This is a genomic window from Kovacikia sp. CALU 1929, assembly GCF_056784235.1.
On record NZ_JBXBCF010000063.1, the window covers coordinates 1 to 16,144 of the forward strand.

Below are 16,144 nucleotides of genomic sequence, written 5' to 3' on the forward strand. Positions count from 1 at the left end.
TCGATAAATTGCCGCCGACAGGTTTTGCAGAGGTAATTTTGTTTACCTCTTTGCTTGCCGTTCTTACTGATGTCAGTTGAGCCACATTCGGGACATTGCATCGGTTTCACCCTGATTTCATATTCCCATTATGCAACGCCCAGATTGGTTTGCTAAACTCGCCCGTACAGTTTGCCGAATCAGGTAGGCTTTTCAGGATCGGGCAAAATGGACTGCTAGCCAATCTTCGGATGGGAGGCAATCGATCGCTGCTCGAGCGCCGGGTTGGGAAACATGGAGCGCTGCTCAATCCAGTAGCCGATCGTCCAGACGGAAACGATGGTATCCACAATGATGACCGGAAAAAAGCCGTGAGTGTTTTCATTGGCAAACCCGCGGGATCCCACATAGAGCAGAACCATCAAGAATTTTTCCGCAAATGAGTAAAACACGACCGGGTGTCGCCAGGATGGCTTGAACGCAGCAACGACCATCACCACGCCCATAAAGCCAACCATGACACCCCAATGTTGGTAGATGAGATAGTGTCCTTGATCGAAATAGTTCACCGCGAAGTTCTCGCTGTAAGGGAGTCTCAATATGTGCACGATCGCCCACTCAGGCGCGATCGCGAAGATAAAGACACTAGCCGTTGCCAATCCCATGACGAAAAGCATCTTGGATAGGTGGCGGGTAAAAAACATATTGAATCATCTCCCGTTTACTTTTGTTATGGCTTTCATCGCGGAGGATCAGGGTAAAGTGGCGAGTCCAGCAATCCTAATTGATTTGCAAAACAGACTGGCGAGGCTATCATTCGTCATTTGTGATGGGTACCCCTAACGGTTATACCTCAATGACCAATGACCAATGACCAAGACCAATGACCAATAACAAACCAACTTTCACAACTAATTTGGGACTGCGATAGAACTGCCCTTTGAGAGTGTCAGGTTGTAATGACTGGAACTATCATCCGGGTAGCTTTGATGGGCGTCTATTCAAAAATTGCTTTTTTAGTACCTGAATCAATCCCTGAGTGTTACACATTGCATAAAATCAAGATTGCTTTTTAGTTGAGTCCTACTGAGCAAAAGACTATCCTGTGAAGTAAAGCTCTGTATCGTTTGCAAAAGGCTTCATATCGATTTCCTATTTTGTTTCCCTAATATAAGGAAGCAGATCACAGGGGCAAAAAATCTGACACCTTGTGGTAGGTCGTTTTATGGGAATAGCGTTCAAAAACCCTTAATTCAGTCAAGCATCAGCCGTTGCCGAAGGTTGAACCCAGATCAAGAGACTTTTTTCTCAGATGTTTCTTCGTAAGCTTTCTGGTTATTTTCCAGTCAATTTTTTGATCGTAAATTTTCTGACTATCCAATGCCACATCCCCCAAAATTTCTACTGTCGATCCTGACAGGTATCGTTCTGGTCCCTGCACTCCTGGCTGAAAAAGTTTCTGCTAAAGCGATTCCTTCAGCCTCACCTCAGACGAATTCAATCATTCCAATGGGGCAGATGCCACGATCGCCCCACTTGTTGTTAGCCCAGCAAAATAATTTCACCACTTTTTTTGAAGAGGGGCGGTTGCCATATGAGAATCGACTGCGGCGGCAACCACCCGACCCAACCTTACCCGTTGCGCAGGACTCTCAGTTCTGGCAACCCATTTTTTTCCGCTCAGGTGGGTTTTCGTTCTGGATGCCACCTGGAACGTTGAGTGAAGAAATGGTCGTGTTGCCCACACAGGCTGGTGACGTGAGCTTCCGGACGCTAACCGCCAACTCTGACAACGGCCGGTATGTAGTGGGCTATGCGGCTCAACTTACCCAGGAACAACTCAAGAACCCAGAGACGTTGTTGAATGCAATTACAAATAAAGTCATCGGAGCACAAAAATTTACACTCGTTCGCAATCAATCCATTACCCAGGGAGGTGTCCAGGGGCGAGAACTGCTTTACCAGAGTGATACAGAGGTCATTGCTTTTCGAGCCTTTCTGAACCGCAATCAGGTTCACGTCATTGGAGCTAGATCACCCAAAAGTGAAGGAATTCCATCTCGGAAAACGACTATCTTCCTAAGTTCTTTTGAGTTTTTAAGTTAGTACCCGTTTCAAGGAGGCTGGACTGATGCCACTATCAACCAGTATTACTGCCGAAGCAGCCCGCAGTACTTCCCGTGAAGCCTATACCTACGGGTTTCCCCTCGTCGAAAGCTACAAAACTCTGTATAAACAGGCGATCAACACCAGCAACCCAGATTTCAAAGCGCCCATTAATCAGATTGGTCGTGCCACACATGTCGCCACCCCGGATGACACGCAGTTTGTCACTCCCAACACCGACACGCCCTATTCCTATCTCTGGGCAGATCTGCGGACTGAGCCGATCGTCGTTACCATGCCTGCGATTGAGCCAAACCGTTACTACACCGGGCAGTTGATTGATCTGTATACCCATAACGCTGCCTATCTCGGTACTCGCGTTTTCGGCAACGATGGGGGAAACTTCCTGATCGTGGGCTCCGGTTGGGAAGGTGAGCCACCGGAGCATATCCGGGCGGTGATTCGGTGCGAGACTGAATTGCTTTACGTCCTTTTCCGCATCCAGCTCTTTAATCCATCCGATCTAGAGAAGGTGCAGACGATTCAGGCTGGGATTCAGGTGCAACCTCTGTCGCAGTTTGTGGGCAAACCCGCCCCTCCAGCGGCACCCGCGATCGCCTGGCTCCCACTAGTGGAGGGCATGACGGAGACCCCCCTGCTATTCAGCTATCTCAGCTTTCTGCTGCAATTTGCCCCCACTCACCCGTCCGAGACTCAACTGATGGCTCGATTTGCCCAGTTAGGCATTGGTGCAGGCGAACTCTTTGACATCGCAACCTTTCCCCCGGAGATCCAGCAGGCGATCGCCGCCGGTATCGCTGACTTCTGGCAGCAAGACTTCGCAGATATCATGCAGCGTGTCAACGCGGGAGAGTTGACCAGTGGCGATGTGTTTGGCACCCGCGAGTTTCTTCAGAACAACTACCTGTATCGCTTCCTGGCTGCAAAATTGGGGATTTATGGCAATTCCGGTGAAGAAGCCATCTATCCGCCCTACTTTGTCGATGCCGATGGCAACAAACTCGATGCGTCACAACACCGTTACACCCTGCGCTTTGAGAAAAATCAACTGCCACCTGCCGATGCATTCTGGTCTATCACCCCGTATGACGGTCAGACCCAGCTACTCGTCCGAAATTCACTCCAACGGTATGTGCTGAATTCCACTGTGCTGGAGACATTCAAGTTTGGTGAGGATGGCTCTCTCACCCTCTATTTCCAGAAGGATTCACCAGGAGGCGATCTGGAATCCAATTGGCTACCTGTTCCGGACGGACCATTCTACCTGATGATGCGGATTTACTTGCCCAAACCCGAAGTCCTCAACGGCACCTGGAAGCAACCCCCGTTACAGCGGATTCAATAAAGGTCGGGGATTTCAGTCTGGAATTTCATGACAGTGCAGACGCTTTGATTCTTTGAGAAGAACCCCATGCAGGACGATACAACTCAAGCACAAACGCTACCAATGACTGGTACTATCAACTCCCGCATCGGATCGTTGGACTTCGAGGGGGGATATCCAAGGTCGGAGAGCCTCGTCAACCTCTATGACGAACTCGACTTCCAGCGGGCGGTGCAGACCTATCTCTGGGCCATTCCCCTGGTCAGCTTCGCGGCTTGGCAGGAGGCCCATGAGACCGTGTTTGGTCAGGCGGATGGCGACCTAGTTCTGACCACTAGCTTCCGCGATAAACTCGGACTTCTGACTGCCAATGCCACAACGCCCTACGTCGTCGGTTTTCTGAACCTGCAACGGACGGGGCCCTTAGTGATCGATTATCCAAAAGGGCAGACCGCAGGCGGCATTCTGGATTTCTGGCAGCGTCCAATTACGGATATGGGGCTGACGGGTCCCGATCAGGGCGCAGGCGGCAAGTACCTCGTGATTGCTCCCGGACAGGAGGTTCCCCAGGATGCCGAGGGCTATCGGGTGGTGCAGGCCCCCACCAACAATCTCTTCCATGCCTTCCGGGTGCTGTCCACCGACCCACAGGAAGCCCAGGCGCTAACCGCCAGTTATCAGGCGTACTCCTATGCGCAACGGGATAATCCTCGCACAACGCGGATTATCCCGGCGGCAGGCAAACCCTGGAGTGGATGGCCCGCTAGCACCATGGACTACTGGCGACTGCTGGCTAAGATGCTGAACGAAGAGCCAGTGCATGAGCGCGATCGCATGATGGTGGCAATGCTCAAACCACTGGGCATTGAAAAGGGCAGTCCGTTCCAGCCCGATGCCCGTCAGCAGAAGATTTTGGAACAGGCGGCGATCGTGGCAGAAGCGATGGCTCGGTGCCTCAGCTATGCCAAGCGTCAACCGGAAGCGCACATCTGGCCCGGAACACAATGGAAGAACGCGGTGCTACTGGAAGCCAATCAGGAAACGGAAAACCATACTGCTCTGGATGAACGCACAGCCTGGTTCTACGAAGCCGTGACCCTGAGCGCCGGAATGACAACCAAAACCCCCGGCATGGGTCAACAGTACATCGGTATCCAGAAAGACAAGGAAGGAGATTGGCTCCAAGGCGGCAACACTTACAGTCTGCGCGTTCCGCCCAATGTGCCCGTCAAACAATTCTGGTCGATCACGCTTTACGACACCGAAACCCGTTGCTTCATCGATACCCCGCACAATATTGCCGGGGTGGATTCGCGCGGGAATTTAATCCAGAATGCCGATGGTTCCGTAGATCTCTATTTTGGTTCCACCGCTCCACCTGGCAAGGAAACAAACTGGGCACCCACGGTATCGGGGCGGGGCTGGTTTGCCTACTTCCGGTTTTATGCGCCGACCGAACCCTACTTCGATCGCACCTGGGCGCTTCCGGATATCGAAAAAGCGGCCTAATCAATCACGTCATCTCGGTGATGTTTAGTGTACCGTTCTGTTGAAGAAAATTATCTAGCGAACTGGCGTAACCGGGACTCCTATGGCAAGTTCAATCTTCAAACAATTGCAAGCGTCCCCCAATTGGAAGGCAGACGGAAGTGCCGCACTGACCAATACGCTGACGCTGATCCCCGATGCCCTGGCGAATGCCCTGCTGATGGGAGTTAACCCGGTCTATGGGCTACATGCCTTGATGGTGGGGACTCCCCTGGGTGCCCTGTTGAGCGGGTCTGAGTTCATGACCATTAACGCCACTGGGGCGATCGCGGTGGTCACGGCGGGTGTGCTGGCAGAGTTTAGCCCGGAGCAGCAAATTCCGGCCCTGTTGATGCTAACGATGCTGGTGGGGCTGTTTCAGGTCTTGTTGGGGCTGTTTCGTGTGGATGGTTTTCTCCGCTTCGTCTCCAACGCCGTCCTGACTGGGTTTATGAATGGGATTGCCGTTGCCATCGTTCTCGGACAACTGGGGACATTGACCGGATACAACAGCGACGCTGGCAATCGCCTGACTCAGACCCTCGATCTGCTGCTGCACCTGAATCAAGTCAATCTGGTAACAACTGCAATTGGGTTGGGCGCGATCGCCCTGATCCTGGGTTTGAACCGCACTCCTCTGAGGCAATTTAACCTGGTCCTGGCACTGCTCATGATCACGGCATTGACCTCCGTGTGGCAGCCCGCCTCCGTCCAACTGGTGCAGGACATCGCCCCCGTCCCCCGTTCTCTCCCAGTACCGGCTCTTCCCGACTTTTCTCTGCTTCCCCAGGTGCTGCCTGGATCAATCTCGGTCGTGCTGATTGGTTTAATTCAGGGGGCTGGGGTCGGTAAAACCATTCCCAACGCGAATGGACGGTACGGCAAAGCCTGGCAGGATTTTCTGGCTCAGGGGGTGTGCAACCTTGGGTCTGGCTTTTTCCGGGGTATTCCACTGGGAGGAAGTGTGTCTGGCACCGCCATTAACATCAGTGCCGGAGCCGTATCGCGCTGGGCGATTGTGCTGGTGGGACCCATGGTGATCCTGGCGGTGCTGGTATTTGGTGGTCTTGTCGAACAGTTTCCGCTGCCTGCGATCGCGGCTTTACTGGTGGTTGCAGGTTACCAGGCGTTCAAAGTTGAGAAATGGAAGGATGTGTGGTTTACCGGTTGGGTACCTCGGCTGGTGATGCTGGCAACCTTCATGGCTACACTGCTGCTGCCCATTCAAAATGCCGTCCTGCTGGGGGTTATCCTGTCGATCCTGCTGCATATCTACCAATCTTCCCTGGATGTACAGGTGAAGCAGATCCTACCAACGATTACCGGACAATCATTCCAGGAACATCCCGCACCGGCTCATCTACCCTCCAAAGCTATTACCATTTTGCACATCTACGGCAGCGTCTTCTACGCCAGTGCAGACATTTTGCAAGCAGCCCTGCCCTCCCCCTACACGGCTGATCAATCGGTCGTTATTCTAGGCTTGCGGGGACGTAACGAATTAGGCAGCACCTTTATCAAACTGCTGGAAGGTTATGCCAAAGAACTCTGTACTCGCAACAGTAAATTAATGTTGGCAGGGGTTGCCCCCAGTGTCATCAAACAACTCACCAAAACCCACATTACTGATATGATTCCTCTCACAGATATTTTTCCTGCCACACCGATCCTGGGAGAATCCGTTCAACGCGCACGAGTCGCTGCGGAAGAATGGCTTTTGACCCTTTCATAAACTCCCCACTATCGCTTTCTACACTAATCTCATGCAGTATATTCACCCAACCTGGTTTAGAATTCAACGATCCCCGCTCTGGTCTGCTAAACCGCTTATTCTTTTAGGTTTGGGACTGTTGGGACTGCCACTCGTTGCTTGTCAGCAGCAAGGCACCCAAGGTAATGCCCCAGCCGCAGTGCCCGTGAAATTGCAGGTCTTACAAACGAGTCCGATGGCAGATAGTTCCGAGTTTGTGGGGCGCTTGGAATCGCCTGAACGGGTAGACCTACGACCAGAAACTCAGGGACGAATTGCCGAAGTGTTGGTTCAAGCCGGCGATCGCGTCACTCAGGGAACCACCATTCTCACCATCCAACCGGCCCAAACGGTGCCCCAGTTAGAAGGTGCCCAGGCATCGGTGGGCATGGCTCAGGCAAACCGGAATGCCATGGTGCAACAACGGCGTGTGTCCGAAAAAAATCTAGAAGTAGCCCGCAGTGAACTCTCCAGCGCCCAGGCTAGCCGGAAGTTATCCAAGACCAATTTCGATCGCGCCACGTTCTTGCTGAGTCAAGGCGCGATCGGGCAATTTGACTACGATCGCGCCCGCACCGACTTAGAAATTTCGAGCAATCGGGTCCAGGTAGCGCAGGAAAAAGTTGGTCAGGCTGAGGTTGCCATTAGTCATGCCCACGCTGTTGTCGCTCAGGCAGATGCGGGAGTGCGGCAGTCCCAATCTCAGGTGGCAGCCGCCGCCGTGAATGTCGGGTTTAAGCAAGTTGCCGCGCCGATCTCAGGGGCGATCGGAGAAATTTTTGTGAAGCCGGGGGATCTTGTTTCCAGTGCTCAAACCATTACCAACATTGTGCAAAACAATGCATTGGATTTGCGGATGTCTGTTCCTTCCAATCGTCTGAATCAATTGCGAAAAGGGTTAACGGTTGAGTTAATTGATCCGAATACTCGCAAACGCATTAGCACTGGAAAAGTGGATTTCATTTCGCCATCGATAGACTCATCGGCTCAATCGGTGTTGGTCAAAGCTCGCTTCCCAAACAGCAACGACAAGTTACGCAATGGGCAATTTGTCGAAGCTCGTATCATCTGGGATCGCGGCACTGGGCTTTTAATTCCCACCAATGCCGTGTTGCAAGTGAGTGGTAAGAGCTTTGCCTATGTGGCAGAATCAGATACCTCGAATGGGCAAACGCAGAAAGTTGCCAGAATGCGTCCTGTCACGCTAGGTGATATCCAACAACAAAGCTATCAGGTATTGAATGGCTTAAAACCGGGAGAAAACCTAATCGTATCGGGGATCTTACGGCTACGTGATGGTGTCCCCGTTCAACCGGAATCCTAGTTGCCGCAGAGCATTTGGGCAAAATCGATTGATTGAAATCAAAAATTCTGCTCAAATGCTTCACCTTCTTCCCTGACAGCCCTTTGCGGCTCGACTGCTCGCTCACTGGGTCACGCCGAAGTCATCGCCGAACGTCCCTCTGCCTTCTCCGAACTCAATGATCTTCTCCATCGCCACCCTCTTTATTAAACGTCCGGTGCTGACCACCGTTTGCACTCTGATTATTTTGTTGCTCGGTGCTGTCTGTATTCCCCTTCTGCCAATTAACTACCTACCTGATATTGCCCCCATTCAAATTCGCGTCTCGGCTCGATATAGCGGGGCGGATGTGAATACGGTGGAAGATACGGTCACGAGTGTGCTGGAACAGCAAATTAACGGAGTGGAGGGCATGGAATACATGACTTCCAATACATTTGCAGGGAATAGCCAAATCTCGGTATTCTTCGGCTCCAATACGGACAAGAACACTAATCAGGTGAACGTTCAGAATCGGGTGGCACAGGCGAATGCTCAACTTCCGACACCTGTACAACAGCAAGGGGTCACAACCAATGCTGCCTCCAATAGTATTTTGTTGATCTACGGGGTGTATAGCGAAAACGATGAATACGACGACATTTTCATCAGTAACTACGTCGATCAAAACATTGTCGATCGCTTGCGACGGGTGCCCGGTGTTGGAGATGTGACCGCATTTGGGGATAAACCGAATGCGATGCGGCTCTGGTTAGACCCCAATGCCCTGGCCAGTCGAAATCTGACCATGCTGGATGTGATCAATGCGCTGCGATCGCAAAACGTCGTAGTTGGGGCAGGCGGGATCGGACAGCAACCCACGCCAGAGGGACGGGAGCAAAATTATGAATTGCCGATTCGGGTGGAAGGGCGATTTCGGGATGAACGAGAATTCAGCAATCTGGTGATTCAGCGTAACCAGGAAGGGGGACTGATTCGCCTGCGGGATGTGGGGCGGGCAGAACTGGGGGCAGAACGCTATGTCAGTAATGCCAGAGTCAACGGCAAGGTAGGAGTTGGCATTGCGATTTACCAGGCACCGGACAGTAATGCGCTGGATATTGCCGATCTAATCGCATCTGAAATGAAGGATGTGGAAGCCAACTTTCCACCCGGACTGAAGGCAGAACCAGTGTTTGACACCACTGAATTTGTGGAAGTGTCGATTCGGGAGGTCGTGATCACCTTACTTCAGGCGTTTTTGCTGGTGGTGCTGGTGATCTTCATCTTCCTGCAAGACTGGCGTACAACGGTGATTCCGTTGATTGCGATTCCGGTGGCATTAATTGGGGCAATGGCGTTTGCGTTCCTATTTGGCTTCTCGATTAATAACCTGACGCTGTTTGGTTTGATTCTGGCAACCGGGTTAGTGGTCGATGATGCGATCGTGATTGTGGAGTCTTGTACGGAAAAGATTCAAAAGCAGGGAATGACTGCAAAACAAGCGGCTATTGCCTCAATGGAGGAGTTGAGTGGGGCTACGATCGCGACTTCTTTGGTGCTCATGGCAGTCTTCATCCCGGTCGCATTTTTCCCCGGTTCCACCGGCAAACTGTATCAGCAATTCGCTTTGATTATTGCCTTCGCGATCGCTGTCTCCACCTTTAACGCTCTCAGCTTTAGCCCCAGTATGGCAGCAATTCTCCTGGGTCCGGCGCAACCTACCAGCGGGCCATTGGGCTGGTTCTTCGACAAGTTCAATCAGGGGTTTGCCTGGGTCAGCGATCGCTTTGTGCGATTGGTGCAGTTCTTCATCAAAATTCGCTACATCATTTTGGGATTGTTTGTGGCTGGATTAGTGACAACGGTGTATATGTTTACCGCTGTGCCCACGGCATTCGTGCCGAATGAAGACCAGGGTGCGTTTGTGGGCATTGTGCAGGCACCGGATGGTGTATCGCTCAGTTATACCGATCGGGTTCTGGCACAGGCAGAACAACGGATGCAAGCCATTCCTGAAATTGAATCAACCTTCACCGTGAGTGGGGCTGGCTTCAATGGCAACGGACCCAATTTGGGTTTGTTCTTTGCCCGCCTCAAACCCTGGGATCAACGGACAACTCCTGAAGCATCGGTTGAAGGTGTCTTACGACGGTTAAATCGGAGCTTTCAGTCGATTACGGATGCAGTCGTGATGGCACTCAACCCGTCTCCCATTCCTGGCTTCAGTGCCACGGGTGGAGTGGAGATGGTGCTGCAAGACCGCACCGGGGGACAACTTTCGATTGATGACTTTGCGGCCAATGCGCGTCAGATGATTGCTCAAGCTAATGAGAATCCTGCCACAGCGGGAACCGTGTCCACCACCTTTACCACCGGAACGCCCCAATTGCGTCTTGCCCTCGATCGCAGCAAGATCGAATCTCTTAACATCGACTTTCAGCAGGCATTGCAAACCGTTGGTGCCACTCTGGGTTCCCAATTTGTCAACGATTTCACCCTGGGCAATCGGAACTATCGGGTGTTTGTCCAGGCAGATGCTCAGTTCCGCAACTCTCCGGAAGATCTGACCAGTTTGAATGTCCGTGCCCGCGATGGTACTTTAGTTCCCTTATCCCAAATTGCTACTATTAGCCGCATGACCGGGCCGCAGGTGATTGGACGCTACAACGGTTATCGTTCGATCAATGTCCAGGCGAACGAAGCACCCGGATATAGCAGTGGACAGGCAATCCAGTCCTTAGAAACCGCCTACGAGCAAACCGCCCTACCCGGTGTGGGGCGCAACTGGATCGGCATTGCCCGCGAACAGTTGTCTGCGGGGAACCTGGGAGCGCTGATCTTCCTGTTCGGTATCATCATGGTGTTTCTCACCCTCTCTGCCCAATACGAGAGCTACGTTGACCCGATTATTATTTTGCTGACGGTACCACTGGCGTTACTGGGTGCCTTAGGAGCGATCGCGCTGCGCGGTCTGAACAACGATGTCTATGTCAACGTTGCCCTGGTGATGCTGATCGGACTGGCCAGCAAAAACGCCATTCTGATTGTGGAATTTGCGAACCAAGCCCGGTCAGACGGCTTAAAACTCACCGAAGCCGCGCTGAAAGCCTCCAAAGAACGCTTTCGTCCGATCATGATGACCGCCGCCTCTTCTCTCGTCGGCTTTTTCCCACTGGTGATCGCAAGTGGAGCCGGAGCCGCCGCCCGCTGGTCGTTGGGTACCGCTCTATTTGGGGGGCTTCTGGTTGCAACGATCCTCAGTTTGCTGGTCGTCCCCGTTCTCTACATCCTGATCAAAGGCTTGGCAGAAAGCTTATTACAACGAGGTTCCGATTCCGAACCACCCCAATCTGGATCCTCATCCGGATCCTCGTCCGCCACTGCGATCGCAGCAGAAGAAGCTGCCCTCACTAGCCGCAGCACCTTCTCAGTTGACACTGATTTGCCAGGGAGTGAGTAACTGTCATTAGTCATTGGTCATTGGTCACTAGGTATTACAAAGGACAAAGGACAAATGACGACTGACCAATGACGAATCCCTATTACCCAACCCCCAATCCCTAACCCCCATCCCCCATCATGCTCCTACTGACCCTCGCTGAAACCACTGCGATCGAAGAAAGCCTACAGCAATTCCTGCTGATTATTTCCGCGGCTCTGATGGTCGCGACCCTCTCGCAGCTTGTGCCCTGGTTGCGGCAAGTGCCTTACACCCTGATGCTGGTGATTACGGGGATGGGGCTGGCTTTGTTGGATATTCACTTTTTCACGCCTTCACCTGCACTGATTCTGTGGATCTTCTTGCCGCCCCTGCTGTTTGAAGCGTCCTGGAACCTCAACTGGAAGGATTTGAAACGGGATTTAGTGCCGATCTTCATCTACGTCACGATCGGTGTCGCCATCACGATTCTGGGAATTGCCCTACCGCTCAACCAGTGGAGTGGGATCACCCTACCCGTTGCCCTGCTGATTGGAGCCTGTTTGGCCGCAACGGATCCCGTTTCCGTGAGTGCATTGCTCAAAGAACTGGGTGCGCCCCCTCGACTCAAGGCATTGGTGGAAGGGGAAAGTATGTTCAACGATGGCACCGCCGTGGTTGCCTTCGGGTTGATGCTGGGCATCGCGCAAGGAACGAAAATCTTTGATGCCCAACAACTCCTCGTCAATTTCATCACGGTGGTTGGAGTTGGATTACTGGTCGGTTTGATTCTCGGCTTTAGCATCTCTTACCTGACTCAGCGGTTCGATCTACCCCTGGTCGAACAATCCTTAACGCTGGTCACCGCCTATTCTGCCTATCTGATCGCCGAAAAGTTAGGTGGTTCTGGCGTGATTGCAACGGTGGCGACGGGATTGATTCTGGGCAACTTCGGTTCTCGGATTGGCATGAGTCCACGAACTCGCGTTGCCGTGAGTGAGTTTTGGGAATTTGTTGCTTTCTTTGCCAATTCCATTCTGTTTTTACTCATTGGTGCTCAATTTCGCATTACCACTGATGTTGCCGATTTGCTCGTGGTTTGTATTGCCTTTACGGCAGTTTTGTTTACACGGATGATTGTGGTGTTCGGTTTAACCTGGGTCAATAATCGGTTGGTGCAATCAGATATTGATCTCAGAACTCAAACCATGCTCTGGTGGAGTGGACTGCGAGGTGGAGTCGCACTAGCGTTGGCATTGAGTGTGCCGGAGGATTTGCCGGAAAGACGGGCTGTTCTGGTAGCCGTTTTCAGTGTGGTCTTTCTCACCACCTTGCTGCAAGGTGCAACGGCAAAACCTGTACTGGCAGCACTGAATTTAATTGAAGTGAGTCCCCTGCGCGATCGCTACCTGGAGTTAATCTCTCGGCAAGTCGCCCTGACTTGTGTGCTGGAGTATTTACAACAACCTGCATCGAAAGCTGGAGTTGAGCCAGAAACCCATCAGGCAAAAGAAGCAGAGGTGAGGCAACAATTAACTCAGCTTCAAGATGAAAGTAGCAAACTGTGTCAACAAGACCCTGACCTGCTCGAAATCGGTACTCAACAATTCCAGCGGGATTTATTTGCGATCGAAATGACCACCTATACCGAATTTGTGCGATCGGGCCGATTAAACCAGGAGCTTCCAGGCTTGCTGGATCCAATCCACCATCATGTTGCAGGTCACAAAGTGGCAGAAGCGTTGGCGGACTGACAAGCACCTTTTGTCCTTTGTCTGACCTACCCTGCAATCAATTGTGATGTCATCAAGGTCAAAGCAATGAATTCTAACAGGTTGATCAAATGGACAGAAGATAAGTACAATCGAGTGCTAATTTTGCTCTTTTTGTTGTTAGTTTCGATTGCCTTGCCTGAAAAACAAGCGATTGCTAAAGTCACAATTTTAATTCTGTTTTTAGTCGCAATGTTATTGATCATCCGGCAAATTAGACCCGGCAGATGGTGGCTGAAGTTCTATACCGGATTAGTTCTGATAAACTTGACCCTTTTGGTTTTGCAAGTTGTAGGGATGTTAAATACTTCTCGGTGGAATCATGGTCAGAGCGCCATTGAGTTTATCCTTTTTATAGTGCTGAGTTTGCCCATTTTTCTGATTCAACAAGAGATTTTTGCAACCAAACGAGTGACGGCGGATACGCTCAAAGGAGGGATTGCAATTTATGTTCTACTGGGGCTAAACTGGGCAATTTTTTACACAATTCTATACGACTTCGATCCAAGTTCATTCAATGGCATTACCCAGTCCCAGTCCCAGGCAGATTTTCTGCATTTTAGTTTTGTAACGTTAACTACGGTGGGCTATGGCGACATTCATCCATTAGTGGCATCGGCAAGAATTGCCACTGATTTAGAAGCGATCGCTGGCGTGATGTATCCAACCATTCTCATCTCTCGCGTGGTGAACTTATACAACACCAATTCCCAGGAGTTGTTATGAATCGCAAACTGCTGTTGTTTTCTGGACTGGTCACGATGGTGATCGGGGCGGGTTTGGGCCTGATTTTGGCGACGCTCCTACCCACTCCCTACCGAGGCGGAATTTATCTCGATCAGAAGCCTGGGTTTATATTGATTGGCGCAACGGGAGGATTTTTATTTGGAGTCAGTATAGAAGCACTACGAGAACTGAAAGAGCAACGCGATCGCGAAGGAGATTTATGATGGAAATTGAAAGACCGAAGAAAACACCATTAACTAAAGAAGATCTGCAACATCTGGAAAAATTAGAGGCTTTACTTGAGAAAGCGATCGCTGATGGTGTTGTTACTCGCCAGGAGCTGAATGCGATCAAGGTGCAAATTGCCGCCAATGGGAAAGTGATGATTGAAGAACTAGATCTGGTTCGTAAATTTATCCGAGAAAAAGTAGTAGATGGAGAACTTTTAATTGACTTCTTTGATTAGATACTAAGACGATGACAGCAGATTCACCTAAGGATTAACTCTAACCTGGATACACTGGCTGAAACTTCCTTTCTGAATAGAGATTGTCCACGTCATAAGTGCGGCAGTTCGTCCTACTGGGGAGGGAATCTTAAGACAGAAGCACGTTTGATTCTTTTGAAAGTGCCCGATAAAGCCTGGTCAAACGAGTAAGTAGGGGGACTAATTAAATATAAGACCTGTGTAGGTTGGGTTGAGGCACGAAACCCAACACCCGCATGGGTTAACGCTATCGCTAACCCATCCTACATTTGATTCCACCTGCCTACTTAAGTAGGGAGACTAATTAAATATTAAGATCTGTGTGGCGAATATTGCGGGGAAGTTGCGGCAACTGCATTGAGTGAAAACCTTGGTTGACCGGGAACCCCTGTAATAATTAATCGCAAGTAGATTCAGGGTGATGGTTGTAGATATCAGGGGTATAGTCTTTGAATTCCAGACCTGTTTGCGCCGCCAACCGTTCAGCAAACGCCCGTGCAGTTTGGTAAGACTTGTGGGTACAGATCAGGCGGGTATTTTCGCGCAGTGCCATACCCTGCCGGAGTTCGATCGCCGTCGGGGTTCTATACACGTTAAAAAACTCCACTGAAGTGTCTGACAATGGCACCCTCTGGTTGCTCCCTGATGTCAATGACTGCGATCGCGTAACTTCCAACATATTGTTTACGAAAAGGGTGGGTAGTCCCCACCCTGATGGATTTGTTGTCTGATGGAAACCCTGATTTCATCGCTGCGTTGTCGCAGTTCTTAGTGACCTTCCTGCACTCTGAACTCTATGTCCTAAACGGCTTTCTGGCAGGATGCCTGCGATTTAGTATCGGCGGCATCGTTCCGTTGCTTCCCGCTGACCCATAGCCTGGACTTGCACAACTGGCTGATTGTGTTCATTGCCGTTGAAGAAACCCGCTTCTTGCAGATACCTACCCCTGATGGAGGCAGGAATTTGAAAGCGGTAACTGCCCCGACTGGTTTGCCTAGAAGATTGAAGTTCTGTATACATGACGCGGTTTAAGCATCGCTGGAATCGGTAGTCACCTTGCCCTCCGATGGGACCGGGATTGGGAGGATTCACGACCGGAGAGGCTGGACAGCCAAAAGGAGTACAGGGACCTGCGCCAGGATTGGGACAACCAAAGGGATTGCACGAACTCGCTCCTGGTTGGGAACAGCCGAAAGCATTACAGGTTTGGGCAAGGGAGGCAGATTGGTAAGAAAAATAGGTCATTCCCAGTCCTAAAGCGCCTAGAATTAGAAACTTTGCTGTTTTCTGAGCAGTGGTTTTCATGGGTTCCTCCGGTAATGTGGGTTAAATGATTGCCAGAGTGGATTTGCAGCCAGGTTAAAAGTCTTGCAAGACTGTTTGCACCCTATTGCGATCGCGCCTAAACTTCAGTACAGCGTTTCAAACGCCGTTGGTAGTTCGCCCTGGTGAAATCCGCTTCGCACCCACCTTAACTACGGTGTATTCGATTTGACGGTCGGAGAAGGTCCGAATAAGGTCGGAACAATGTGTAAATCTACGTAGGTCGGCTTCTCAGTCACCTTAACTTTCAGGTGTCCAATTTGACAGTCGGAAAAGGTCGGAATAAAGTCAGATCTAGATCAGTGGCACGGAAGCATCTACCCCCTGGGCGTAGGAGTTGATAGCAGGGGGTAGGAGCCATTAATTGGTAAAGCCACCTTTAGCGATAAAGATGAAGGCAAAGTCAGTGCATTCACTGGATGGAG

14 protein-coding genes are annotated in these 16,144 nt (G+C 51.1%); 10 read left to right on the forward strand and 4 right to left on the reverse strand.

Features of this window, described 5'->3' with window-relative positions:
• Together AC1S52_RS10615 and AC1S52_RS10620 are read right to left on the reverse strand one after the other, a co-directional pair.
• A partial coding sequence (locus tag AC1S52_RS10615; protein WP_482027120.1) for an IS1/IS1595 family N-terminal zinc-binding domain-containing protein occupies positions 1 to 101 on the reverse strand: 101 nt, incomplete at its 3' end.
• A gap of 114 nt (positions 102 to 215) precedes the next feature.
• Entirely contained in the window at positions 216 to 683 is a 468-nt protein-coding gene (locus AC1S52_RS10620) for a hypothetical protein (RefSeq protein ID WP_482028973.1), read from the reverse strand.
• Positions 684 to 1,359: 676 nt separating this feature from the next.
• On the opposite strand from AC1S52_RS10620, the gene AC1S52_RS10625 reads away from it, so the two are divergent.
• The 10 genes from AC1S52_RS10625 to AC1S52_RS10670 all read left to right on the forward strand — a co-directional run bounded on the left by AC1S52_RS10625 (position 1,360) and on the right by AC1S52_RS10670 (position 14,374).
• On the forward strand, positions 1,360 to 2,085 hold the full coding sequence (locus AC1S52_RS10625) for a hypothetical protein (RefSeq protein WP_482028974.1): 726 nt from the start codon (positions 1,360 to 1,362) through the stop codon (positions 2,083 to 2,085).
• 25 nt (positions 2,086 to 2,110) lie between these two features.
• Entirely contained in the window at positions 2,111 to 3,451 is a 1,341-nt protein-coding gene (locus tag AC1S52_RS10630) for a DUF1254 domain-containing protein (protein ID WP_482028975.1), read from the forward strand.
• 276 nt (positions 3,452 to 3,727) lie between these two features.
• Complete coding sequence (locus tag AC1S52_RS10635; RefSeq protein WP_482028976.1) at positions 3,728 to 4,939, forward strand: DUF1254 domain-containing protein; 1,212 nt, start codon at positions 3,728 to 3,730, stop codon at positions 4,937 to 4,939.
• A gap of 82 nt (positions 4,940 to 5,021) precedes the next feature.
• Positions 5,022 to 6,689 carry a SulP family inorganic anion transporter gene (locus tag AC1S52_RS10640; RefSeq protein WP_482028977.1) on the forward strand — a complete coding sequence of 556 codons (1,668 nt, stop codon included), beginning with the start codon at positions 5,022 to 5,024 and terminating at the stop codon, positions 6,687 to 6,689.
• Positions 6,690 to 6,720: 31 nt separating this feature from the next.
• Positions 6,721 to 8,031, forward strand: a complete 1,311-nt coding sequence (locus AC1S52_RS10645; RefSeq protein WP_482028978.1) for an efflux RND transporter periplasmic adaptor subunit — start codon at positions 6,721 to 6,723, stop codon at positions 8,029 to 8,031.
• Positions 8,032 to 8,188: 157 nt separating this feature from the next.
• The gene (locus tag AC1S52_RS10650) at positions 8,189 to 11,452 is read left to right on the forward strand and encodes an efflux RND transporter permease subunit (RefSeq protein WP_482028979.1); all 3,264 of its coding nucleotides are present in this window, start codon (positions 8,189 to 8,191) and stop codon (positions 11,450 to 11,452) included.
• Between the two features lie 119 nt (positions 11,453 to 11,571).
• Entirely contained in the window at positions 11,572 to 13,164 is a 1,593-nt protein-coding gene (locus AC1S52_RS10655) for a cation:proton antiporter (protein ID WP_482028980.1), read from the forward strand.
• Positions 13,165 to 13,230: 66 nt separating this feature from the next.
• Positions 13,231 to 13,908, forward strand: a complete 678-nt coding sequence (locus tag AC1S52_RS10660) for a potassium channel family protein (RefSeq protein ID WP_482028981.1) — start codon at positions 13,231 to 13,233, stop codon at positions 13,906 to 13,908.
• Positions 13,905 to 14,132 (forward strand): hypothetical protein, encoded by a 228-nt coding sequence (locus AC1S52_RS10665; RefSeq protein WP_482028982.1) that lies wholly within the window; start codon positions 13,905 to 13,907, stop codon positions 14,130 to 14,132. The genes AC1S52_RS10660 and AC1S52_RS10665 overlap by 4 nt, the downstream gene beginning before the upstream one ends.
• Entirely contained in the window at positions 14,129 to 14,374 is a 246-nt protein-coding gene (locus AC1S52_RS10670; protein ID WP_482028983.1) for a hypothetical protein, read from the forward strand. Before AC1S52_RS10665 ends, AC1S52_RS10670 begins: the two co-directional genes overlap by 4 nt.
• A gap of 418 nt (positions 14,375 to 14,792) precedes the next feature.
• Here the strand turns inward: AC1S52_RS10670 and AC1S52_RS10675 are convergent, their stop codons facing one another.
• Together AC1S52_RS10675 and AC1S52_RS10680 are read right to left on the reverse strand one after the other, a co-directional pair.
• A complete protein-coding gene (locus tag AC1S52_RS10675; protein ID WP_482028984.1) occupies positions 14,793 to 14,987 on the reverse strand; it encodes a hypothetical protein in 195 nt (64 codons plus the stop codon).
• 240 nt (positions 14,988 to 15,227) lie between these two features.
• Positions 15,228 to 15,701, reverse strand: a complete 474-nt coding sequence (locus tag AC1S52_RS10680; protein WP_482028985.1) for a hypothetical protein — start codon at positions 15,699 to 15,701, stop codon at positions 15,228 to 15,230.
• Between the last annotated feature and the right edge of the window lie 443 nt (positions 15,702 to 16,144).